Source organism: Knoellia sp. 3-2P3 (assembly GCF_029223115.1).
GTDB lineage: Bacteria > Actinomycetota > Actinomycetes > Actinomycetales > Dermatophilaceae > Pedococcus_A.
The window spans coordinates 332,812-354,275 of record NZ_JARGZE010000002.1; the positions used below are offsets into that span (position 1 = coordinate 332,812).

General features: G+C 72.1%; 22 protein-coding genes. 2 read left to right on the forward strand and 20 right to left on the reverse strand.

Annotated elements, in window-relative coordinates; all coding sequences use genetic code 11:
- Window positions 1-12: 12 nt before the first annotated feature.
- From P0Y31_RS07010 to pdxT, 10 genes are all read right to left on the reverse strand, one after another.
- On the reverse strand, window positions 13-2,328 hold the full coding sequence (locus tag P0Y31_RS07010; protein ID WP_275867742.1) for a bifunctional (p)ppGpp synthetase/guanosine-3',5'-bis(diphosphate) 3'-pyrophosphohydrolase: 2,316 nt from the start codon (window positions 2,326-2,328) through the stop codon (window positions 13-15).
- A gap of 45 nt (window positions 2,329-2,373) precedes the next feature.
- Complete coding sequence (locus P0Y31_RS07015) at window positions 2,374-2,940, reverse strand: adenine phosphoribosyltransferase (RefSeq protein WP_275867744.1); 567 nt, start codon at window positions 2,938-2,940, stop codon at window positions 2,374-2,376.
- Between the two features lie 10 nt (window positions 2,941-2,950).
- Window positions 2,951-4,153 (reverse strand): protein translocase subunit SecF, encoded by a 1,203-nt coding sequence (secF, locus tag P0Y31_RS07020; protein ID WP_275867746.1) that lies wholly within the window; start codon window positions 4,151-4,153, stop codon window positions 2,951-2,953.
- Complete coding sequence (gene secD / locus P0Y31_RS07025; RefSeq protein WP_275867748.1) at window positions 4,150-5,943, reverse strand: protein translocase subunit SecD; 1,794 nt, start codon at window positions 5,941-5,943, stop codon at window positions 4,150-4,152. The genes secF and secD overlap by 4 nt, the downstream gene beginning before the upstream one ends.
- A 1-nt stretch (window position 5,944) precedes the next feature.
- Window positions 5,945-6,304 carry a preprotein translocase subunit YajC gene (gene yajC, locus P0Y31_RS07030; RefSeq protein ID WP_275867750.1) on the reverse strand — a complete coding sequence of 120 codons (360 nt, stop codon included), beginning with the start codon at window positions 6,302-6,304 and terminating at the stop codon, window positions 5,945-5,947.
- 173 nt (window positions 6,305-6,477) lie between these two features.
- Window positions 6,478-7,554, reverse strand: a complete 1,077-nt coding sequence (gene ruvB / locus P0Y31_RS07035) for a Holliday junction branch migration DNA helicase RuvB (RefSeq protein ID WP_275868898.1) — start codon at window positions 7,552-7,554, stop codon at window positions 6,478-6,480.
- 36 nt (window positions 7,555-7,590) lie between these two features.
- A complete protein-coding gene (ruvA, locus tag P0Y31_RS07040) occupies window positions 7,591-8,196 on the reverse strand; it encodes a Holliday junction branch migration protein RuvA (RefSeq protein ID WP_275867752.1) in 606 nt (201 codons plus the stop codon).
- Window positions 8,193-8,744 (reverse strand): crossover junction endodeoxyribonuclease RuvC, encoded by a 552-nt coding sequence (gene ruvC, locus P0Y31_RS07045; protein ID WP_275867754.1) that lies wholly within the window; start codon window positions 8,742-8,744, stop codon window positions 8,193-8,195. Before ruvC ends, ruvA begins: the two co-directional genes overlap by 4 nt.
- Before the next feature lie 80 nt (window positions 8,745-8,824).
- Complete coding sequence (locus P0Y31_RS07050; protein ID WP_275802965.1) at window positions 8,825-9,583, reverse strand: YebC/PmpR family DNA-binding transcriptional regulator; 759 nt, start codon at window positions 9,581-9,583, stop codon at window positions 8,825-8,827.
- 55 nt (window positions 9,584-9,638) lie between these two features.
- Window positions 9,639-10,271 (reverse strand): pyridoxal 5'-phosphate synthase glutaminase subunit PdxT, encoded by a 633-nt coding sequence (pdxT, locus tag P0Y31_RS07055; RefSeq protein WP_275867756.1) that lies wholly within the window; start codon window positions 10,269-10,271, stop codon window positions 9,639-9,641.
- A gap of 55 nt (window positions 10,272-10,326) precedes the next feature.
- Here pdxT and kynU point away from each other — a divergent pair, with 55 nt between their 5' ends.
- Window positions 10,327-11,562 (forward strand): kynureninase, encoded by a 1,236-nt coding sequence (gene kynU, locus P0Y31_RS07060; RefSeq protein ID WP_275867758.1) that lies wholly within the window; start codon window positions 10,327-10,329, stop codon window positions 11,560-11,562.
- A gap of 27 nt (window positions 11,563-11,589) precedes the next feature.
- Here kynU and P0Y31_RS07065 read toward each other — a convergent pair whose 3' ends face one another.
- From P0Y31_RS07065 to thrS, 8 genes are all read right to left on the reverse strand, one after another.
- The gene (locus tag P0Y31_RS07065) at window positions 11,590-11,985 is read right to left on the reverse strand and encodes a hypothetical protein (protein WP_275867760.1); all 396 of its coding nucleotides are present in this window, start codon (window positions 11,983-11,985) and stop codon (window positions 11,590-11,592) included.
- Window positions 11,982-12,896, reverse strand: coding sequence for a pyridoxal 5'-phosphate synthase lyase subunit PdxS (gene pdxS, locus P0Y31_RS07070; protein ID WP_275867762.1), 915 nt, complete (start codon window positions 12,894-12,896; stop codon window positions 11,982-11,984). Before pdxS ends, P0Y31_RS07065 begins: the two co-directional genes overlap by 4 nt.
- Window positions 12,897-12,965: 69 nt before the next feature.
- Window positions 12,966-13,547, reverse strand: coding sequence for a hypothetical protein (locus tag P0Y31_RS07075; RefSeq protein WP_275867764.1), 582 nt, complete (start codon window positions 13,545-13,547; stop codon window positions 12,966-12,968).
- On the reverse strand, window positions 13,547-14,737 hold the full coding sequence (locus P0Y31_RS07080; RefSeq protein ID WP_275867766.1) for a glycosyltransferase family 4 protein: 1,191 nt from the start codon (window positions 14,735-14,737) through the stop codon (window positions 13,547-13,549). The genes P0Y31_RS07075 and P0Y31_RS07080 overlap by 1 nt, the downstream gene beginning before the upstream one ends.
- Window positions 14,738-14,747: 10 nt before the next feature.
- A complete protein-coding gene (locus P0Y31_RS07085) occupies window positions 14,748-15,674 on the reverse strand; it encodes a phosphatidylinositol mannoside acyltransferase (protein ID WP_275867768.1) in 927 nt (308 codons plus the stop codon).
- Window positions 15,671-16,282, reverse strand: a complete 612-nt coding sequence (pgsA, locus tag P0Y31_RS07090) for a phosphatidylinositol phosphate synthase (protein WP_275867770.1) — start codon at window positions 16,280-16,282, stop codon at window positions 15,671-15,673. Before pgsA ends, P0Y31_RS07085 begins: the two co-directional genes overlap by 4 nt.
- A gap of 33 nt (window positions 16,283-16,315) precedes the next feature.
- Complete coding sequence (locus tag P0Y31_RS07095) at window positions 16,316-16,861, reverse strand: HIT domain-containing protein (protein ID WP_275868900.1); 546 nt, start codon at window positions 16,859-16,861, stop codon at window positions 16,316-16,318.
- A 41-nt stretch (window positions 16,862-16,902) separates the two neighbouring features.
- The gene (gene thrS, locus P0Y31_RS07100; RefSeq protein ID WP_275867773.1) at window positions 16,903-18,879 is read right to left on the reverse strand and encodes a threonine--tRNA ligase; all 1,977 of its coding nucleotides are present in this window, start codon (window positions 18,877-18,879) and stop codon (window positions 16,903-16,905) included.
- A gap of 187 nt (window positions 18,880-19,066) precedes the next feature.
- Here thrS and P0Y31_RS07105 point away from each other — a divergent pair, with 187 nt between their 5' ends.
- Window positions 19,067-19,321 carry an SHOCT domain-containing protein gene (locus P0Y31_RS07105; protein WP_275802981.1) on the forward strand — a complete coding sequence of 85 codons (255 nt, stop codon included), beginning with the start codon at window positions 19,067-19,069 and terminating at the stop codon, window positions 19,319-19,321.
- Here P0Y31_RS07105 and P0Y31_RS07110 read toward each other — a convergent pair.
- Window positions 19,318-20,505 (reverse strand): FUSC family protein, encoded by a 1,188-nt coding sequence (locus P0Y31_RS07110; RefSeq protein ID WP_275867774.1) that lies wholly within the window; start codon window positions 20,503-20,505, stop codon window positions 19,318-19,320. The two genes, P0Y31_RS07105 and P0Y31_RS07110, sit on opposite strands and share 4 nt — an antisense overlap.
- A 98-nt stretch (window positions 20,506-20,603) precedes the next feature.
- Window positions 20,604-21,464, reverse strand: coding sequence for a MaoC/PaaZ C-terminal domain-containing protein (locus tag P0Y31_RS07115; RefSeq protein ID WP_275867776.1), 861 nt, complete (start codon window positions 21,462-21,464; stop codon window positions 20,604-20,606).

Genomic DNA, 21,464 nt, shown 5'->3' on the forward strand with positions numbered 1-21,464 from the left:
CGACCGAAGAGGTCAGCCCTTGGACGCGGTGGCCTTGGTGCCGGTGATCCGGTAGACGTCGAAGACGCCGTCGATCTTGCGGACCGCCTTCATGACGTGGTCGAGGTGGCCGGGGTCGCCCATCTCGAAGGTGAACCGCGAGATGGCCACCCGGTCACGCGAGGTCTGCACGGACGCCGAGAGGATGTTGACGTGCTGGTCGGACAGCACGCGGGTGACGTCCGAGAGCAGGCGGTTGCGGTCGAGCGCCTCGACCTGGAGCTGGACGAGGAAGACGCTGGCCGACGACGGCGCCCACTCGACCTCGATCATGCGGTCGGGCTGGGAACGCAGGGACTCGGCGTTGGTGCAGTCGGTGCGGTGCACAGAGACGCCGTTGCCGCGGGTGATGAACCCCATGATCGGGTCGCCCGGCACCGGCGTGCAGCAGCGCGCGAGCTTGACCCACACGTCGGCGGTGCCGACGACCACCACTCCGGGGTCGCCGGTGCGGCGCCGCAGGGAGCGGGTGGGCGTGGTGGCCTCGGCGAGGTCCTCGCTGGCCCCCTCCTCGCCCCCGAGGGAGGCGACGAGCCGGCCCACCACGTGCTGGGCGCTGACATGGCCCTCGCCGACGGCGGCATACAGGGCGTCGATGTCCTGGTAGCGCAGCTCGGAGGCCAGGGCCGTCAGCGACTCGTGCGACATGAGGCGCTGCAGCGGCAGCCCCTCCTTGCGCATCGCCTTGGCGATCGCGTCCTTGCCGGACTCGATCATCTCCTCGCGGCGCTCCTTGGAGAACCACTGGCGGATCTTGTTGCGCGCCCGCGGCGACTTGACGAAGGTCAGCCAGTCGCGGGACGGGCCGGCGCCGTCGGCCTTGGAGGTGAGCACCTCGACGACGTCGCCGTTCTCGAGCGTGGACTCCAGCGGCACCAGGCGACCGTTGACGCGCCCGCCGATGCAGTGGTGGCCGACCTCGGTGTGCACCGCGTAGGCGAAGTCGACCGGGGTCGAGCCGGCCGGCAGCGCCACGACCTCGCCCTTGGGCGTGAAGACGTAGACCTCGCGGGCGCTGATCTCGAAACGCAGCGAGTCGAGGAACTCGCCGGGGTCGGCGGTCTCCTTCTGCCAGTCGAGCAGCTGCCGCAGCCACGCCATGTCGTTGATGGGGCCGGTGGGCTCACCCTCGGTCGCAACACCCGCGCGCGCCGTCGGGTCCTCCTTGTACTTCCAGTGGGCCGCGACGCCGTACTCGGCCCGGCGGTGCATGGTGTGCGTGCGGATCTGGATCTCGACGGGCTTGCCGCCGGGGCCGATCACCGTCGTGTGCAGCGACTGGTACATGTTGAACTTCGGCATCGCGATGTAGTCCTTGAACCGCCCCGGCAGGGGGTTCCACCGCGCGTGCAGCGCGCCGAGCGCCGCGTAGCAGTCGCGCACCGAGTCGACGAGCACCCGGACCGCGACGAGGTCGTAGATGTCCTCGAAGTCGCGGCCGCGCACGATCATCTTCTGGTACACGGAGTAGTAGTGCTTGGGCCGGCCGGTGACCGTCGCCTTGATCTTCGCGGCCTTCAGGTCGGAGCTGACCTGCTCGCGGACGGTCGCGAGGTACTCCTCGCGGGCGGGCGCACGCTCGGCGACGAGCCGGACGATCTCGTCGTAGACCTTGGGGTAGAGCGTGGCGAACGAGAGGTCCTCGAGCTCCCACTTGATCGTGTTCATGCCGAGGCGGTGGGCCAGCGGCGCGTAGATCTCGAGCGTCTCGCGGGCCTTGCGCTGCGCGGACTCGACGGAGACGTAGCGCCAGGTGCGCGCGTTGTGCAACCGGTCGGCGAGCTTGATGACGAGGACCCGGATGTCCTTGGCCATCGCGACGACCATCTTGCGCACCGTCTCGGCCTGGGCCGCGTCGCCGTAGGTTACCTTGTCGAGCTTGGTGACCCCGTCGACCAGCATCGCGACCTCACGGCCGAAGTCCTTCTCGAGCTGCCCGAGCCCGTATGCCGTGTCCTCCACCGTGTCGTGCAGCAGCGCCGCCGCGAGGGTGGACGGGGTCATGCCCAGCTCGGCGAGGATGGTGGCCACCGCGAGGGGATGGGTGATGTAGGCGTCGCCGCTCTTGCGCAGCTGGCCACGGTGGGCGCGCTCGGCGACCTCGTAGGCCCGCTCGATGACGGCCAGGTCGGCCTTGGGGTGCGTCGCCCGCACGGTCTGCAGCAGCGGCTCCAGCACGGGGTTGACCCCGGGGCCGCGGGTGCCCCCGAACCGGGCGAGCCGGGCCCGCACGCGGGCAGAGGAGGATGCCGGGCTGCTGGGCGTCTGCGCCGCCACGTCCTCACTCATGGACAGAGCCTACGTGATCGTCCCGACTGTCCGGTCTGCCTGTGCTCAGTCGCCACCGACCACAACGGTGGCGTGCACGTCACGGTCGGCCAGCCGCGCGCGACCGTGAAGGAAGGCCAGCTCGATGACCGCCTCGAACGCGACGACCGTCGCCTCGGAACCCTCGAGCAGCTCGCAGGTGGCTGCTGCCGTGCCGCCCGTCGCGAGCACGTCGTCGATGACGAGCACCCGCTCGCCGCCGACGAAGGAGTCCTCGTGGATCTCGATCGTGGCGCTGCCGTACTCGAGGTCGTAGGAGACCCCCCGGGTCTTCCCCGGCAGCTTGCCCGCCTTGCGCACCGGCACGAAGCCGATGCCGAGCTCGTGGGCCACGGCGGCGCCGAAGATGAAGCCGCGCGCCTCGATGCCGGCGACGAGGTCCACCGTGCCCCGGCGGCGCTCGGCGATGTCGCGCACGACCGCGGAGAACGCCGGACCGTCGGCCAGCAGCGGCGTGACGTCCTTGAAGACCACCCCGGGCTCGGGGAAGTCGGGGATGTCGCGCAGCCTGCTGGAGACCAGCTCGGCAAGGCTCTCCGCCCGGCCCGTGGCCGCCTGCGTCGTGTCGGTCATGTCGGCCATCTCAGCGCCGGGACTTCGGCTTGCGGCGGGGCTGGTTACGCGGGCCGGTCTGGGCGTACGGGTGGATGGCGCGGCCACTGCCCGCAGCCTCGGAGCCGTGCCCGTCCCGGGGGCCGGAACCGGCCGTGCCTGCGGCCACCGGCTCGAGGTCCTCGTCGGCCCCCTCGTCCGCGGTGGGGTGCGCCGCCTGCGTCTGGCCCTCGGCGTCCTTCTTGGCCTGCCGGGCGTGGAACTTCGCGGCCGCCTTGTCGAGCTGCTGCACGGCCGGGTCCTTGGCACGCATGCTCACCAGCGCCGGGGTGGCGATGAAGATCGAGGAGTACGCACCCACGGCCATGCCGATGAAGAGCACCAGGGAGAGGTCGAGCAGCGTGCCGGGGCCGATGACGGTGAAGCCCATCACCAGCACGGCCGCGATCGGCAGCAGGGCCACGACCGTGGTGTTGATCGAGCGGACCACCGTCTGGTTCACGGCGAGGTTGGCCGCCTCGGCATAGGTCTGGCGCTTGTTGCCGAAGGCGTCCTGAGTGTTCTCGCGCACCTTGTCGAAGACGACCACGGTGTCGTAGAGCGAGTAGCTGAGGACGGTGAGGAAGCCGATCATCGTCGCCGGTGAGACCTCGAACCCGGTGAGCGCGTAGATGCCCACCGTGATGACCATGTCGTGCACCAGCGCGATCATCGCGGCCACCGACATCTTCCAGGTGCGGAAGTAGATCGCCATCACCAGGAACGTCAGGACGAGGAAGACGACGAGGGCGCGCAGCGCCTGCTCGCTCACCGACTGGCCCCACGAGGGCCCGACGAACGAGGCGCTGACCTGGTTCTCGTCGACCCCGAACTCCTGGGCCAGCGCCGCCCGGACCTCGCTGCTCTGGGCCTCGTCGAGCTCCTCGGTCTGCACCCGGATGGTGCTGCTGCTCGTGCCCAGCCTGGTGATGTTGGCGCTCTCGCCGGGAGCCACCTCGGCCAGCGCGTCCCGAGCCCGCGACTCGTAGTTGTCGCTGTTGCTGCCGGCCGCGACGCGGAACTCGGAGCCGCCGGTGAACTCGAGGCCGAGGTTCAGCTTCTGCACCCCGAGGCCCACCAGCGCCACGAGGATCAGGACCGCCGAGAGTGCGTACCACCGCCGGCGGTTGCCCACGAAGGCGATGGAGCGCTTCCCCGTGTAGAGGTCGTTGCCGAACTTGCTGAAGTTGATCATGACGCGCTCCCCTCGGCCGTGCGGGCGGCCGGTGACGTGGCGAAACGGCCGCGGCCGACGTACCGCGGGGCGGCCACGGCGCCGAGACGCTCGGGGCTCAGGCCCGACCACTTGTGGCCGCCACCGAAGAACTTCGTCTCGGCGAGGATCCCCATGAGCGGGTGGGTGAACATGAACACCACGAGGATGTCGATCAGCGTGGTGAGCCCGAGCGTGAAGGCGAAGCCGCGCACGCCGGAGGACGCCAGGAAGTACAGCACCACGGCGGCGAGGAAGTTCACGCCGTCGGCCACCAGGATGGTCCGCTTGGCGCGCTTCCAGCCCGTGTCCACGGCGGCACGCAGCGGCCGGCCCTCGCGCACCTCGTCGCGGATGCGCTCGAAGTACACGATGAACGAGTCCGCGGTCACGCCGATGGCGATCACCAGGCCGGTGACGCCGGCCATGTCGAGCCGGTAGTTGTGGGACCAGCCGAGGATCGTGAGGCTCAGGTAGGTCAGCAGCCCGGCGATGATGATCGAGGCGACGGTGACGAAACCGAGGGCCCGGTACTGCATCAGCGAGTACGCCGCCACGAGGATCAGGCCGATGATGCCCGCGATGATGCCGTAGCGGAGCTGCTCGCCGCCCAGCGTGGGGCTGATGTTCTCGCGCGTCTCGAGCGAGAACGACATGGGCAGGGCGCCGAACTTGAGCTGGTCGGCCAGCTCGCGCGCCTGCTCGATCGTGAAGCCGCCGGTGATGGAGGCCTGGCCGTTGAGGATCGCCTCGTTGAACTGCGGCGCCACGATGACCCGGGAGTCGAGGGTGGCCGCCATCCGGTTGCGCGGCGGCTCGAGGGAGACCATGCGCTTGCTGGACTCGGCGTAGGCCTTCGTGCCCTCGCCCTTGAAGGACAGCTGGATCTCGACCTCGCTGGACGGCTGGCCGTTGGCGAGCGGGCGGTAGCCGGCAGCGGCGCTGTCGATCTGGTCACCGCCGACGACGACGGGGCCGAGGATGAACTTCTCCACGCCGTCGTCGGAGCAGGTGACCAGCGGCTTGGCCGGGTCGTCGACGACCTTGTCGAGGGCGCCCTCCTTGGCGCAGTCGAGCGCCTGGAACTGCTGCGCGACGTCGTCGGTCACCCACGACAGGTCACTCTGCTTGTCGGGCTTGGCGCCACCGCCGGTGGGGCTCGCGGTGCCGGTCGGGGTGGGCTTCGGCGTCGCGGTGGCCGTGGCCGTGGCCGACGGGGAGGTCGTGCTGTTCAGCAGAGCCTGCGGGAGGCCGCTCTTGGCGACGGACGTGGTGGCGCCGGTGGCCGTCGGGACCGGCGCGGTGGGGGTCGCGGAGCCGGTCGGCTGGCCGGTGGCCGTGCCCGACGGCGTTCCCGTCGGCTGGGGGGCGGTGGTGCCGGCGGCGGAGACCAGCACCGGCCGGAAGCGCATCTGCGAGGACTTGCGGATGGCGTCCTCGGTGGTCCGGTCGGGCTGCCCCGGCATGCTGACGACGATGTTGCGCCCGCCGCGGGTGGTGACCTCGGCGCCGGCGACGCCGTTGGCGTCGACGCGCTGAACGATGATGTCGCGGGCCTGGTTCAGCTGCGAGCTCGAGACCGTGCTGGTGCCCACGAGCACGGGCTCGAGCACCATCTGGGTGCCGCCCTCGAGGTCGAGGCCCAGCTTGGGCGTCCAGGCCGCGATGCCCCAGGTGTTCGCGCTGAACAGCAGGCCGGCCAGCACGGCGATGAGCGCTGCGAAGCTGCCGAGGACCTTGAGCGGCTTGCGGGTGTGCGGGTTGAGCGCCACGTCAGTCCCCCTGCTCGCCCGGGTTCTGCGAGGTCGCCCCGGGAGCCCCGGGCGCCTCGGGGGACGTCACCTTCATGCCGACGGCCCGCCGGTCGTAGCGGACGTGGACACCCGGGCTCACCTCGAGGGTCACCGTCGAGGCGTCGAGCGCGGTGACCGTGCCGAAGAGGCCGGAGGTCGTGCACACCTCGTCGCCCACCACGATGCTGCTCTGGAGGTCAGCGGCCTGCTTCTGGCGCTTGCGCTGGGTGAAGACCATCCAGCCGATGAGCAGCAGGGGCAGCAGGAAGATCAGCAGGCTGGAGCCGGAGGATCCTCCGCTGGTCGCCATGGGGAGGGCCAGGAGGCCGCCGCTTGACATGCTTGAGTCCCTTCACGGATGGGGTTCGCTGTGCGCCGCGTCACCGGTACCCGGGCACGCGTGTCCTCCCGGCGAAGGCCGGGGACCGGTCGAGTGTAGGTGAGACCGACCACACCAACCAACGCACCGCACCGAGGGCGCGTTCCAATTGTGACCCAGGGTGCCGGCCGGGGTCAGAAGCGGCCGTCGCCGCCCTCGAGGGGAAGCGGCGTCAGCAGGGGGTCGCTGCCGGCCGGCGGGGTGAGGCCGAGGTGCTTCCACGCCAGCGCGGTCGCGGCCCGGCCCCGTGGGGTGCGGGCCATGAAGCCCTCCCGCACGAGGAACGGCTCGGCCACGGTCTCGACGGTGTCGGCCTCCTCACCGACGGCGACCGCGAGGGTGCCCAGGCCCACCGGCCCTCCCCCGAAGCGGCGGCAGAGGGCCTCGAGCACGGCGCGGTCGAGCCGGTCGAGCCCCCGGTCGTCGACGTCGAACAGGGCGAGGGCGGCGTGGGCGGCCTCCTGGTCGACGACGCTGCGCCCGTGCACCTGCGCCCAGTCGCGCACCCGGCGCAGCAACCGGTTGGCGATGCGGGGCGTGCCTCGCGAGCGTCGCGCGATCTCGGCGATGCCCAGGCCGTCGGCCTCGACCTCGAGGAGCCTGGCCGAGCGGTGCAGGATCCGGACGAGGTCGTCGCTCGCGTAGAAGTCGAGGTGTCCGGTGAAGCCGAAGCGGTCGCGCAGCGGTGCGGGCAGCAGCCCGGCCCGGGTGGTCGCGCCGACCACGGTGAACGGCGGCAGCTCCAGGGGGATGGCGGTCGCCCCCGGGCCCTTGCCGACGATCACGTCGACCCGGAAGTCCTCCATGGCCAGGTAGAGCATCTCCTCGGCGGCCCGCGACATGCGGTGGATCTCGTCGAGGAACAGGACCTCGCCCTCCATGAGGGAGGAGAGCACGGCCGCGAGGTCGCCGGCGTGCTGGATGGCCGGGCCGCTCGTGACGCGGATCGGCTTCTCCAGCTCGGCCGCCACGATCATGGCCAGCGTCGTCTTCCCCAGCCCGGGGGGCCCGGAGAGCAGGACGTGGTCGGGAGGGCTCCCCCGGCGCTTGGCGGCCTCGAGCACGAGGGCGAGCTGGTCGCGCACCCGGGTCTGGCCCGGGAACTCGCTCAGGCGACGGGGACGCAGCGCGGCCTCGACGGTGCGCTCGTCGGCGTCGCTGCCGGCGTCGACGACGCGGGCGGTGGCGTCGAGGGAGCTGTCCTCGTACATCTCGGAGGCGAAGCCGTCAGCGGACGCGGGCACGGCCTACCTCCCCAGCTCGCGCAGGGCGGCCCGCAGCATCTCGGAGACCGTGGGCGTGGCACCGGCGTCCCCGGCACCGTCCGCGACCCGCTGGACGGCGTCGTCGGCCTGCTTGGCCGACCAGCCGAGGCCGACGAGGGCCTCGGTGACCTGGTCGCGCCACGCCGGCAGCGTCGCCGCCGCAGGGGCCGCGGCACCGGCGGATCCCGGCACACCGATCTTGTCACGCAGCTCGAGCACCATCCGCTCGGCGCCCTTCTTCCCGATGCCGGGGACCTTCGTGAGGGCCGCGACATCCGAACCGCTGATGGCGGCACGGATCCGGTCGGGCGGCATGACGGACAGCATGGCCAACGCGAGACGCGGACCCACCCCCGAGACCGTCTGGACCTGCTCGAACATGTCGCGCTCGTCGTCGCAGCCGAAGCCGTAGAGGGTCAGCGAGTCCTCTCGCACGACCAGGGTGGTCGACAGCGCAGCCTCCTGGCCACGGCGCACCGACGCCGCCGTGCCGGGGGTCGTGTGCACCAGCATGCCGACGCCCCCGACCTCCACCACCACACGGTCGAGGCCGGCGTGCAGCACGCTTCCGCGGACCGAGGCGATCACCCCGCCACCACCGTTCGGCCGGACGCGGCCCTGAGCCGGGCCCGCTCGGAGGCGGCGGCGAGCGCGAGCCGGCTCTCCCCCGTGCCGCGCCAGTGGTGGCAGATCGCCAGCGCGAGGGCGTCGGCCGCGTCGGCGGGACGGGGCGCCACGTCGAGCCGGAGGATGCGAGTGACCATGGCCGTGACCTGGGCCTTGTCGGCGCGTCCCGACCCGGTGACGGCCGCCTTGACCTCGGTGGGCGTGTGCAGCACGACGGGCAGCCCGCGTCTGGCCCCCGCGAGCAGGGCGACGGCCGAGGCCTGCGCGGTGGTCATGACGGTGGGCACGTGGTCAGCGGCGTAGACCCGCTCGAGGGCGATGGCGTCGGGCTCGAAGCGGTCGAGCCAGCGGTCGAGCTGGTCCTGGAGGTAGACCAGCCGCTCCCCCGTGTCACTGCCGCCGGGGGTGCGCACGACACCCACGGCCACCATGGCCAGGCTGCCCGGGGAGCCCTCGACGACCCCCAGCCCGCAACGGGTCAGGCCCGGGTCGACGCCGAGAACGCGCACGCTGACAACTCCTCCACATCCGAACAGGTGTTCGGTCGAACGCTACACAGCGCCGGGGCGGCTGCCGCGCACCAACACGCCTACTCCTCCGACTCGAGCTCGGCGAGCACCTCGTCGCTGATGTCGCCGTTGGCGTAGACGTCCTGGACGTCGTCGGAGTCCTCGAGGGCCTCGATGACCCGGATCATCTTGCGCGCGCCCTCGGCGTCGAGCGGCACCTGCAGGTTGGGCACCCAGGAGGCCTCCGCCGAGTCGTACTCGATGCCCGCCTCCTGGAGTGCCGTGCGGACCGCCACGACGTCGGTCGCCTCGGAGACGATCTCCCAGGTGTCGCCGTTGTCGTTGACCTCGTCGGCACCGGCGTCGAGCACGATCTCGAGGATGTCGTCCTCCGTCTTGTCGCCCTTGGGCAGGATGACCACGCCCTTGCGGTCGAAGACGTAGGCCACCGACCCCGGGTCGGCCAGCTGGCCGCCGTTGCGCGTGAGGGCCGTGCGCACCTCGGCCGCCGCCCGGTTGCGGTTGTCGGTGAGGCACTCGATGAGGATCGCCACACCGCCGGGCGCGTAGCCCTCGTAGGTGATGTTCTCCCAGTCGGCGCCACCCGCCGTCGCACCGCTGCCGCGCTTGACGGCGTTGTCGATGTTGTTGTTGGGGACCGAGGACTTCTTGGCCTTCTGGATCGCGTCGTAGAGCGTCGGGTTGCCGGCCGGGTCACCGCCACCGGTGCGGGCGGCCACCTCGATGTTCTTGATCAGCTTGGCGAAGAGCTTGCCCCGCTTGGCGTCGATCGCAGCCTTCTTGTGCTTCGTTGTCGCCCACTTGGAATGGCCGCTCATCGCTTCTCCTCGAACTACGTCGTGCTGCTGGCAAAAAGACCGGAGGCGATCTTACTTAAGGGCCCTTCGCCCCACCGGCGCGGGCGTCGCGCACCATCTGCACGAAGAGCTGGTGGAACCGGTGGTCACCGGTGACCTCCGGGTGGAAGGACGTGGCGAGCAGGCGCCCCTGCCGGACCGCGACGACACGACCCGCGGCCGGACCCTCCTCGACCGACGCGAGCACCTCCACCCCCGGGCCGGACTCCTCCACCCAGGGCGCCCGGATGAACACGGCCCGCATCGGAGCGCCACCAATGGCGTGGATGTGCAGGTCCTCCTCGAAGGAGTCCACCTGCCGGCCGAAGGCGTTGCGGCGCACCGTGATGTCGATGCCGCCGAGGGTCTGCTGGTCGGGGCGGCCACCGGTGATCCGGTCGGCGAGCATGATCATCCCGGCGCACGACCCGTAGACCGGCATCCCGGCGGCGATGCGCGCACGCAGCGGCTCGAACAGGCCGAAGGCCCGCACCAGCTTGTCCATCGTGGTCGACTCGCCGCCGGGGATCACCAGCCCGTCGACCGCCGCGACCTCGGAGGGGCGTCGCACAGTGGTGGCGCGGGCACCCGCGCGCTCCACGGCATACAGGTGCTCACGGACGTCGCCCTGGACGGCGAGGACCCCGACGAGGGGCTGGCTGGCGGTCACGCTGAAAGGCTAGGGCCCCTGACGTGGGGGGCGGTCGCTGGGCTAGGTTGCGGCCATGTCAGACCTCGCAGACCGGGCGCGCCGGCTCGACGACGAGCACGCCGCCACCGACCGCCGCAGCCTCTTCCGCCTCCCCGACGGCGTCATCTACCTCGACGGCAACTCCCTCGGAGCCCTGTCCCTCGCGGCCGCGGAGACCGCCGCCGACGTGGTGTCCAGGCAGTGGGGCGAGCAGCTCATCCGCGCGTGGAACGAGTCGGACTGGTGGGGCGCGCCCGAGCGCGTCGGCGACCGGATCGGCGCCCTGGTCGGGGCGTCGCCGGGCCAGGTCGTCGTCACCGACTCCACCTCCGTGAACCTGTTCAAGGTCGTCGTGGCCGCCTCGCGCATGCGCCCGGGCCGCAGCACGGTGCTGACCGACCCCGACTCCTTCCCCACCGACCTCTACATCACGCAGTCGGCGGCCGACCTGCTCGGCCTGACCGTGGAGCTCGTGCCCGTGGCCGAGGCCGCCGACCGGATCGCCGAGCTGGGCTCCTCGCTGGCGCTGGCCTCCTACTCGCAGGTCGACTACCGCACCGGCGAGCTGTGGGACCTCGCCGCGCTGACCCGCTCGGCCCACGAGGTGGGCGCGCTGGCCTGCTGGGACCTGTGCCACTCGGCCGGCGTGATGCCGGTCGGCCTCGATGCGGCCGACGCCGACTTCGCGGTCGGCTGCGGCTACAAGTACCTCAGCGGAGGCCCCGGGGCACCGGCGTTCGTCTACGTCGCCGAACGGCACCTGGCCGACTTCGACAGCCCGCTGACCGGGTGGCAGGGCCACGCGAGCCCCTTCGCCATGTCCCGCCAGTACGAGCCCGCCCCCACCATCACCCGCGCGCGGGTCGGCACCGCGCCGCTGATCTCCCTGCTCACGCTCGAAGCAGCGCTGACGGCCTTCGACGGGCTGGGTGTGGACGACGTGCGCGCACGGTCGCTGTCGCTGACCTCGTTCTTCCTCGAGTGCCTCGGAGCGCTCGGCGTCGACCTCCCGGTCGCGACCCCGAGCGCGGACGAGCGGCGCGGCTCACAGGTGAGCCTGCGGCACCCCGACGCGTATGCCGTGGTGCAGGCCCTCATCGCCCGCGGGGTCATCGGGGACTTCCGGGAGCCCGACATCGTGCGGCTCGGCTTCGCGCCCCTCTACCTCTCGCACGCCGACGTGCTCGCCGCCGCGGAGCACCTCGCCGCGGTGCTGCGCGACCGGGAGTTCGAGCGGCCCGAGTTCCGGACCCGGGCGGCCGTCACCTGACGAGCCACCGGCCGACCAGTCGGCGGGTCAGCTGCGGACGGTCCCACCCGACAGCGCCAGGGCGGCGAGGAACTCCTCGGCGTACTGGCGCTGTCGGCGTTCACGGTCCTCGCTGGCCCACAGGCGGCTGATCCGCTCCCGGCTCACGGTCACGTGCAGCTTCCCCGTGGTCACGGACTCCAGCACCAGGTCGCTGCTGGCGAAGTATCCCTGCAGGGCGGCACGCACCTCGGCCGCCGAGACCGACCACAGCGCGTGGGGAGCGTCCTCCGAGGTGAAGGTGAGCCGGCCCTCGCCGAGGGCCAGCGTGCCGTGCACCCCCGTCAACGACGGGAAACGCCCCCGGCCCGACGTGACGCGGGCCTGCCACGCGTCGCGTGGCAGGCCCGGGTCCGGGACCGGTGTGGCGGGGTCCAGCGTCACCAGCCGCGCTCGGCGAGCCGGTGCGGCTGCGGGATCTCGTCGACGCTGATGCCGACCATGGCCTCACCGAGGCCACGGGAGACCTTGGCGACCACGTCCGGGTCGTCGTAGAACGTCGTGGCCTTCACGATCGCCTCGGCGCGCTGGGCCGGGTTGCCCGACTTGAAGATGCCCGACCCGACGAAGACGCCCTCGGCGCCGAGCTGCATCATCATCGCCGCGTCGGCCGGGGTGGCGATGCCGCCGGCGGTGAACAGCACGACGGGGAGCTTGCCGGCCTGCGCGACCTCCTTGACGAGCTCGTAGGGGGCCTGCAGCTCCTTGGCCGCGACGTACAGCTCGTCCTCGGGAAGGTTCTGCAGGCGGCGGATCTCGGCGCGGATCTGGCGCATGTGGGTGGTGGCGTTGGAGACGTCACCGGTGCCGGCCTCACCCTTGGAGCGGATCATCGCCGCGCCCTCGGTGATCCGGCGCAGGGCCTCGCCCAAGTTGGTGGCGCCGCAGACGAAGGGGACGGTGAAGGCCCACTTGTCGATGTGGTTGGCGTAGTCGGCCGGGGTGAGCACCTCGGACTCGTCGATGTAGTCGACGCCGAGGGACTGCAGCACCTGGGCCTCGACGAAGTGGCCGATGCGGGCCTTGGCCATCACGGGGATGGAGACGGCCTCGATGATGCCGTCGATCATGTCCGGGTCGGACATGCGGGACACGCCGCCCTGGGCGCGGATGTCGGCGGGGACGCGCTCGAGGGCCATGACGGCGACGGCGCCGGCGTCCTCGGCGATCTTCGCCTGCTCGGGGGTGACCACGTCCATGATCACGCCGCCCTTGAGCATCTCGGCCATGCCGCGCTTGACGCGCGAGGTGCCGGTGGTCGGCTGGGCAGCCGTGACGGGGGTTTCGGAGGACATTGGGGTGCTCCATGTCGTTCGCGGGGCGCAGCGCAGGAGTCGCGCTTCGCCCCCAATGCTAGTTGCCCGCTAGGTGCGCTCCGACCCGGGGAGCGCGTCGTCGAACTCGATGGTCTGCGGCAGCTCGGCGTAGCCGGCGAGCCGGAACCACCGCACGACCCACTTGCGACGGACGCGCTGCACGTCCTTGACCGCGTCGTTGTGGAACCGGCGCGCGAGCTGCACCCGCAGCCCGGCCGCCTCCACCCGCGCCAGCGCCGCCTCGCCGGTGCTGCCGGGTGCCTCCCGGACCTGCTCGGAGACGGGTGGGGCGAGGGCGACCAGCAGCGCCTCGGTGAGGTCGCTCTCGACGACCTCGCGTCCCGCGAAGTGCTGGCCCTCGAGCAGGTCGTCGCCGACCCTGCCGTTGTGCGCCTCCAGCGACTCCGTGGCCGCCGCGGCCAGGATGAGCGCGCTCGCCGGGTCGAGCGCCCCCGAGTTGGCCAGCTCGAGGGTCGCCTCCGCCCGTCGGACGAGCTGGGCGTCGAGGGCGGACAGCGCGCCCTCGACCCGGGCGTGCAGCCGATCGAGCCGGGCTGCGCTGTAGGACAGGTACCAGGCGATGCCGACCAGCAGCGCCAGCACGACCCCACCCCAGGTCAGCAGGTCCATCACTCGTCACCCGCCTTGGACAGGCCCCGGAGCAGGCGGGTCCAGCGCGTGTCGCCGCTGGTGTCGGCCCGCACGCGGCCGGCACCGTGCGTGACGGTCTCGTAGACCGCCATGACCTGCTCGGCCACGACCGACCAGTCGAACTGCCGCGCCCGCCGCCGCCCCGCCTCGGCGAGGGCGGCGCGTGCCGCTGCGTCCCCGGTGAGCCGGACGATCTCCTGCGTGAGGGCCGCGGCGTCCTCGCTGCGGAAGGTGGCCCCGGCCCGGCCCCCGTCGAGCACCCGCAGGAAGGCCGGCAGGTCGCTGGCGACGACGGGCGCGCCCGCGCTCATGGCCTCGACCAGCACGATGCCGAAGCTCTCGCCCCCGGTGTGGGGGGCGATGTAGAGGTCGACCGAGGCCAGCAGCGCGGCCTTGTCGGGGTCGCTGACGGCGCCCAGGAACTCGGTGGCGGCCGCCACCTGCGGCGTCATCCGCTGCCGAGCGGCGTCGGCGTCACCGGGCCCCACCACGAGCAGCCGGGCACCGGGGTGGGCCGCCAGCACGCCGGGCATGGCGGCAGCGAGCACGTGCAGGCCCTTGCGGGGCTCGTCGATGCGTCCGAGGAAGGCGAGGGTCGGTGCGGCGTCGCTGCCCCGCCACTCCAGCCGGGGGGTGGCGTTCGCGAAGCGCTCGACGTTCACGCCGTTGGGGATCACCACGGCGTCGCCGCCGACATGCGTCGTCACGGTGCGGCGCGCGTCCTCGGAGACCGCGATCCGCCCGGCGATCTTCTCCAGGCTGGGCCGCAACAGCGGGTAGGCCGCCTGCATGGCCCGGGAGCGGATGTTGGAGGTGTGGAAGGTCGCCACGACCGGGCCCTCGGAGGCCCACAGGGCCAGGAGGGAGATGCTCGGCGTGACCGGCTCGTGGAGGTGGATGACGTCGAACTCGCCGCGGTCGACCCAGCGCCCCACCCGCGCCGCCGTCACCGGGCCGAAGTTCACCCGCGCCACCGAGCCGTTGTAGCGCACCGGCACGGTGCGGCCCACGGACTCGACGTACCCCGGCAGGGGGGTGTCGTCGTCGGCGGGCGCCAGCACGGAGACGTGGTGCCCCTGCCCGATCAGGTGCTCGGCGAGGTCGCGCACGTGGAACTGCACCCCGCCCGGCACGTCGAACGAGTAGGGGCAGACGATCCCGATCCTCACGGCCGGGACCTCACGAGGAAGCCCTGGGCGTGAGGTCCTCGACGAAGACGCGCTGGAGCATGTGCCAGTCGGCAGTGTGTTCGCGGATGGCGCCGCCGAGGACGTCGGCGCACTGCTGGGTCATGGCCGTGGCGCGCTCGCGCGTGGTCCCCTGCCCCGGGTCGGGCACCCGGTCGTGGAAGGTGATGACGACGCGTCGGCGCCAGTCGCTTCCCGGCACGGGCTCATAGTGGATCGACACCGGGTGCAGGGCTGCGCCCGTGGCGATGGCCAGCGCCGCCGGACCGGCCGCCATGCGGGCGCGGTGGCCGCACAGGTCCACCTCGATCCCGCGGGCGGTGAGGTCGCGGTCGGCCAGCAGCGGCACGAGCACCGGCCTGCTCAGGTGCGAGCGGAGCTGGGCGAAGACGTCGCCTCCCCCGGTCAGCGGCAGGATGGTCATGCCGAGCGACTCGCGGAAGGCGAGGAACTCGGCATACACCTCCTCCGGCTTGAGCCGCTCGGCGACCGTCACCACCGGGGCGAGCTCGCGCGTGCCCCAGGCGCCGGCCGTGTCCCAGTTGCCCAGGTGGCCGAGGAAGCACACCACGGCACGACCCCCCGCCAGCTCCTCGCGGATGGCGGCGTCGCCGACGACCCTGACGCCACGGGCGACGTCCTCGGCACTGCGGTCCGGGAGCCGGAACGCCTCGCAGTAGTAGCGCATGTAGGACCGCATGCCGGCCCGCACCAGGGCGTCGAGCTCGTCCTCCCCCAGCTCGGGGCGCACGCGCGCGTAGTTGGCCCGCAGCCGCCGCACGCCACGGCCGCCGCGCGCCACGGCCGCGTCGGCGACGCGGTCGAAGAGGCCGTGTGCCGCGCGCTCCGGGAGCCGTCGGACCGCCGACCAGCCGAGCCGGAAGCCACCGACGGCCAGGGCGTCGCCGAGCGCCCTCACGCGCGGCTCAGGGCCTGCCGGCGCACCGTCAGCACGCGCTGGCACACGGTGATGAAGCTCGCGACGGCGAGCAGCGCCAGCACGACGGTGAGCAGCAGCTCCGGCGCACCCAGGCCGACGAGGCCGGTGGCGGCCAGGGTGGCCACGAGGCGCTCTGCGCGCTCGGCGATGCCGACGTTGGCGGTCATGCCCAGCCCCTCGGCGCGGGCCCGGGCGTAGGAGACGACACTGCCGAGGATGAGGTTGGCCAGGGCGAGGGCGGCCATCAGCGTGTCGTTGCCGTCACCGGCGTACCAGAGCACGAGGCCGCCGAAGATGGCGGCATCCCCGACCCGGTCGAGCGTGGAGTCGAGGTAGGCCCCCCAGTTGCCGGACCGGCCGGACATCCGCGCCATGATCCCGTCGAGGGTGTCGGAGAAGACGAACGCGGTGATGACGATGGTCCCCCAGAAGAACTCGTGGCGGGGGTAGAAGGCCAGGGCCCCGACGCACACGCCGAGGGTCCCCACCAGGGTGACGACGTCCGGGCTGACGCCCAGCTTGAGCAGCAGGCGGGCGAGCGGGGTGAACACCTTGGTGAAGAAGGCGCGCGCGTATCGGTTCAGCATGGTGGCCTCAGGGTAGCGACGGCAGGCGGCGAGTCAGCGCGGCCACGCGGCGACGAGCTGCTGGCGGACGTCCTCGAGCAGCATGGGCAGCGCCTTGGTCTGCGCGATCACCGGCAGGAAGTTGGAGTCGCCGCCCCAGCGTGGCACGACGTGCTGGTGCAGGTGCGCCTGCACGCCGGCCCCCGCGACCGAGCCCTGGTTCATGCCGATGTTGAAGCCCATGGGCCTCGACGCGTTCTGCAGGGCCTGGATGCTCCCCCGCGTCAGGGCGGTGAACTCGGCGGTCTCGGCCTCGTTGAGGTCGATGTACAGGGCCACGTGGCGGTAGGGGCAGACGAGCACGTGCCCCGGGTTGTACGGGAAGAGGTTCATCACGACGTAGCAGTGCTCGCCGCGATGGACGATGAGCCCCTCTGCGTCGTCGGCGCGCTGCGGCGCGAGGCAGAACGGGCACCCCTCCCCCGCCTGCTCGCTGGGCCGCTCGCCCTTGATGTAGGCCATCCGGTGCGGGGTCCACAGCCGCTCGAAGCCGTCCTCGGCCGCCGCGAACTCGCGCGCCAGCTCGGGGAAGACCCGCAGACGGGCCTCTTCCTCCTCTGCCGGAGGCTGCTGCTCGTCGGTCACACCTGGACCCGGCTCTCGACCGCCTGCACGATCTCGGCCACCGCCTCCTCGAGCGGGACGCCGTTCTTCTGCGAGCCGTCGCGGTAGCGGAACGAGACTGCCCCGGCTGAGCGGTCGTCCTCACCCGCGATGAGCACGAACGGCACCTTGGCCTTGCTGGCGTTGCGGATCTTCTTCGGGAACCGGTCGTCGCTCTCGTCGACCTCCACCCGGATCCCCTTCTGCCGCAGGCGCGCCGCGACCTCCTCGAGGTAGGCGTTGTACTCCTCGGCCACCGGGATGCCGAGCACCTGGACCGGCGCCAGCCAGGGCGGGAAGGCCCCGGCGTAGTGCTCGACGAGCACCCCGAAGAAGCGCTCGATGGAGCCGAACTTCGCCGAGTGGATCATCACCGGCTGCTGGCGCGAGCCGTCGGCGGCCTGGAACTCGAGGCCGAAGCGAGCCGGCTGGTTGAAGTCGTACTGGATCGTCGACATCTGCCAGGTGCGGCCGATGGCGTCACGGGCCTGGACCGAGATCTTGGGCCCGTAGAAGGCTGCGCCCCCGGGGTCGGCCACCAGCTCGAGACCGGTCTCGGTCGCCGCCTGCTCCAGGACGCGGGTGGCCTCCGCCCACTGCTCGTCGCTGCCGATGAACTTGTTGCTGGTCTCGTCGCGGGTCGACAGCTCGAGGTAGTAGTCGTCGAGCCCGAAGTCCTTGAGCAGCCCGAGCACGAAGGACAGCAGGTGCTTGATCTCGGCCGGGGCCTGCTCCGCGGTGACGTAGGAGTGGGAGTCGTCCTGGGTCATCCCGCGCACCCGGGTCAGGCCGTGGACGACGCCGGACTTCTCGAACCGGTAGACCGAGCCGAACTCGAAGAACCGCAGCGGCAGCTCGCGGTAGGACCGGCCGCGGGAACGGTAGATGAGGTTGTGCATCGGGCAGTTCATCGCCTTGAGGCGGTACTCCGTGCCCTCGAACTCCATGGGCGGGAACATCGTGTCCGCGTAGTACGGCAGGTGCCCGGAGGTGTGGAACAGCCCGTCCTTGCTGATGTGGGGGGTCCCGACGTAGTCGAAGCCCTCCTCGATGTGGCGACGGCGGACGTAGTCCTCCATCTCCCGCTTGATGACCCCGCCCTTGGGGTGGAACACGACCATCCCGGAACCGATCTCGTCGGGGAAGCTGAACAGGTCGAGCTCGGCGCCCAGCTTGCGGTGGTCGCGCTTCTCGGCCTCGGCCAGCCGGTCGAGGTACGCCTTGAGGTCGTCCTTGGTCGGCCACGCGGTGCCGTAGATGCGCTGCAGCTGCGGGTTCTTCTCCGAGCCGCGCCAGTAGGCGGCCGCACTGCGCATGAGCTTGAACGCGTTGCCGATCAGCTTGGTCGACGGGATGTGCGGTCCGCGGCAGAGGTCGCCCCAGGCGACGCTGCCGTCGCGGCGCAGGTTGTCGTAGATGGTCAGCTGCGCGCCGCCGACCTCCACCGACGCACCCTCGGCTGCGCCTTCCGCGGCACCGCCCTTGAGCCCGATCAGCTCGCACTTGTAGGGCTCGTCCTTGAGCTCGGCGAGCGCCTCGTCGTCGGAGATCTCGCGCCGCACGAAGGTCTGGCCCTCGTTGATGATGCGCTGCATCACCTTCTCGAGCTTCTTCAGGTCGTCGGGGTTGAAGGGCTCCTCGACGTCGAAGTCGTAGTAGAAGCCGTCCTTGACGGGCGGACCGATGCCCAGCCTCGCCTTCGGGTTGACCTCCTGCACCGCCTGGGCCAGCACGTGGGCCGCGGAGTGGCGCAGCACGTTCAGGCCGTCCTCCTCGTCGACGCGCACGGGCTCGACGGTGTCGCCCTCGGCCAGCTCGTGCGCAAGGTCGCGCAGCTCACCGTTCACGCGGGCCACGACGACGGAGCGGTCGTCGCCGAACAGGTCCCCCGCGGTGGTCTGCCCGGGCACCGCTCGCTCGCTCCCGGCGACGGTGACGGTGATCTGCGCAGACACGTGGGCACTCCTGGGCTGTTCGTGGGCTTCGTATGCCGCGTGCGCTCGGTGCGCGCACGGCACACCGATCGTATCGGCCGGGCCTTCGGCCCTGCGACGCAGTTCCGCACGGGCACCGGTGCGGGTCCAACGGCCCTGCCGGCGGCGGCCACCCCGGGCCACGCTGACCCGCAGAGGAGGTGTGGCCATGTGGAACGACGGCTGGGGCATGCACGGGTGGGGCGGCTGGTGGGGCCTGCTGGTGCTGCTGCTCGTGCTGTTCGTGCTCCTCGCAGGCGTGGTGCTGCTGGCCGTGTCGCTGGCGCGGTCCGGCGGCGGCGCCGGGTCGAGCCGGGAGCCCGGGTCGAGCGCGGCCGACCGGCTGCTCGACGAGCGCTACGCACGCGGTGAGATCGACGAGCAGGAGTACCTGCACCGGCGGGCGGTGCTGCGCGGTCGCTAGCCGGCCGACCCCATCTGCTTGAGCCGGTCCTGCAGGGGCAGCCGGATCGGGCCGCTGTCGGTCGGCACGGCCGCCTCCTCCTTCTTCGCGGCGAGCTCGCGGGCGAGCCGCTGCGCGTCGAGGATGAGTGCGCCGTACGCCGGCCAGGCATGGGGGTCGTCCAGCGGGGTCTCGCGGACCCAGGCGCCGAGCTGGTCGAGCACCTCCAGGGCCGCGCGCAGGTAGCGGTCGACCTCGGCCTGGTCCTCGTCGTCACGCAGGCCGAAGTGGTCGACCGCGCAGCCGATGGCGTCGAGCGCCTCGGCGTAGCGCTCAAGGAAGTCGCGTGACGGCACCGGCAGCCGCTCGGCCTCGTCGGCGGCGTCGACGAGGGTGCGGGCGATGCCGGAGACCTGCCACTGCGAGCGCCGGACGGTCTCGACGGTGCGCTCGTAGCCGGCCCAGTCGATGTCGACCGGCCGCAGGTCGTGCCGCGGGTTGAGCCGCGTGCTCTCCCGGCCGGTCTCGATCGTCTCGAGCACCTCGGGGGCGGTCTGCACGATCTCGGTGCTCGTGTCGTACCAGCGCCGGGCCCGGTCGGCGTCCCAGCCCTCGCGCAGGCCGGTCGCCATCTCGTGCAACAGGCGGCGGACCCGGGAGGTCAGCGACCGCACGGCGTCGCGGGGCTGCTGGATGTGCAGCGGCGCGAGCACGACCGCGTTGACCGCCACGCCGATGACGCCTCCGACCACCGTCTCGACGATGGTCAGGTAGGTGAACTGGGTGTCGGTGCCGTGCACGGTGAGCAGCGACAGCAGCACCAGGGTGGGCACCTGGAGCCCGTGGTCACCCAGTCGGCGCCAGCGCCCCAGCAGCAGGGCCACGAGCATGACCGGGACCATCGTCCACCAGGACACACCCACCACCGAGCCGACCAGCCAGGCAACGCTCATGCCGAGCACCACGGCGGCGATCCGCTGCGCGCTCGCCCCCAGCGACCGCACCATCGTCTCGTCGACGACCAGCAGGGCCGCCAGCGGGGCGTAGAACGGCTGGGGGCTGTCGAGCAGGTGCACGGCCACCTGCCAGGCGACCACCGTGGCGATCGACGCCTTCGCCAGCAACAGCCCGGTGTCGCGCTCCGGCCCCGCGTGTGCGACCGCCCGCCGGACGGTGCGTACCCAGGTGGCCAGCGTGGACCTCACCCGTTCTCGGGCACGGTGGTGCCATGTGTCATCCCCGGTCGTGTGCATCCGGCCCACGGTAGCCGGGAGGGAACCGGGACGGCGTACCGGAGTCCGGTCTACTCCTGCGGCGCCCAGGCCATCACGAGGTGGTCGACCCCGCCGGGGACCGACCTCAGCCCGGCCACCACCTGGCCGCCCCTGCGGTCGACCGCGAGCGCGACCGTGCTCGGCAGGAGCACGGGCCTGCGGAACCACACGTGCGAGGTCGACGGCTCCGCGGTGGCCGGCCCGAGGGCCGCCAGGGCGCGCGCACAGGTCCACATGCCGTGGGCGATCGCCCGGGGGAAGCCCATCGCCCGGGCGGTGAGGGGGTGCAGGTGGATGGGGTTCACGTCGCCGCTGACGGCGGCATACCGGCGGCCGAGGTCACCGGCAAGCCGCCACACCGCGACCGGGTCGCCAGCGGGTGGCTCGGGCGCCGGGACAGGGGTCGCCGCGGCCTCGTGGGAACGACCCCGCCGCAGGTAGGTGCTCCGCCCGTCCCAGACCCGCTCCCCGGCCACGTCCACCTCGGTCACGAGGTCGACGAGCAGGCCCTTGGGGTGCTCCCTGAGGTGCTCGGCCCGCACGGTGACGTCGAACGCGTCCGAGGCCGTGAGCCGGCGGTGGACGGTGACGACGTTCTCGAGGTGCACCATCCCCGGCAGGGCGAGCGGGAAGTCGCGACGGGCCATGAGCTCCATCTGCAGCGGGAAGCCGAGCAGGTGCGGGTAGGTGTGCGGCAGGGCGTCGCCGACCGGGAAGCCGCACAGCCGCTGGTAGCGCAGCAGGCGGTCGCGGTCGACAGCCGCCGACCGGAGCCGGATCGCGCGTGTGGGCAGGTCGCCGCCGCGCCCCCGGGCCGTGAGCGCCGCGGTGGCGTAGAGGCGCGGGAGGGCCGGGACGGACTCGAGGTCCTCGACGTCGGTGGTCGCCAC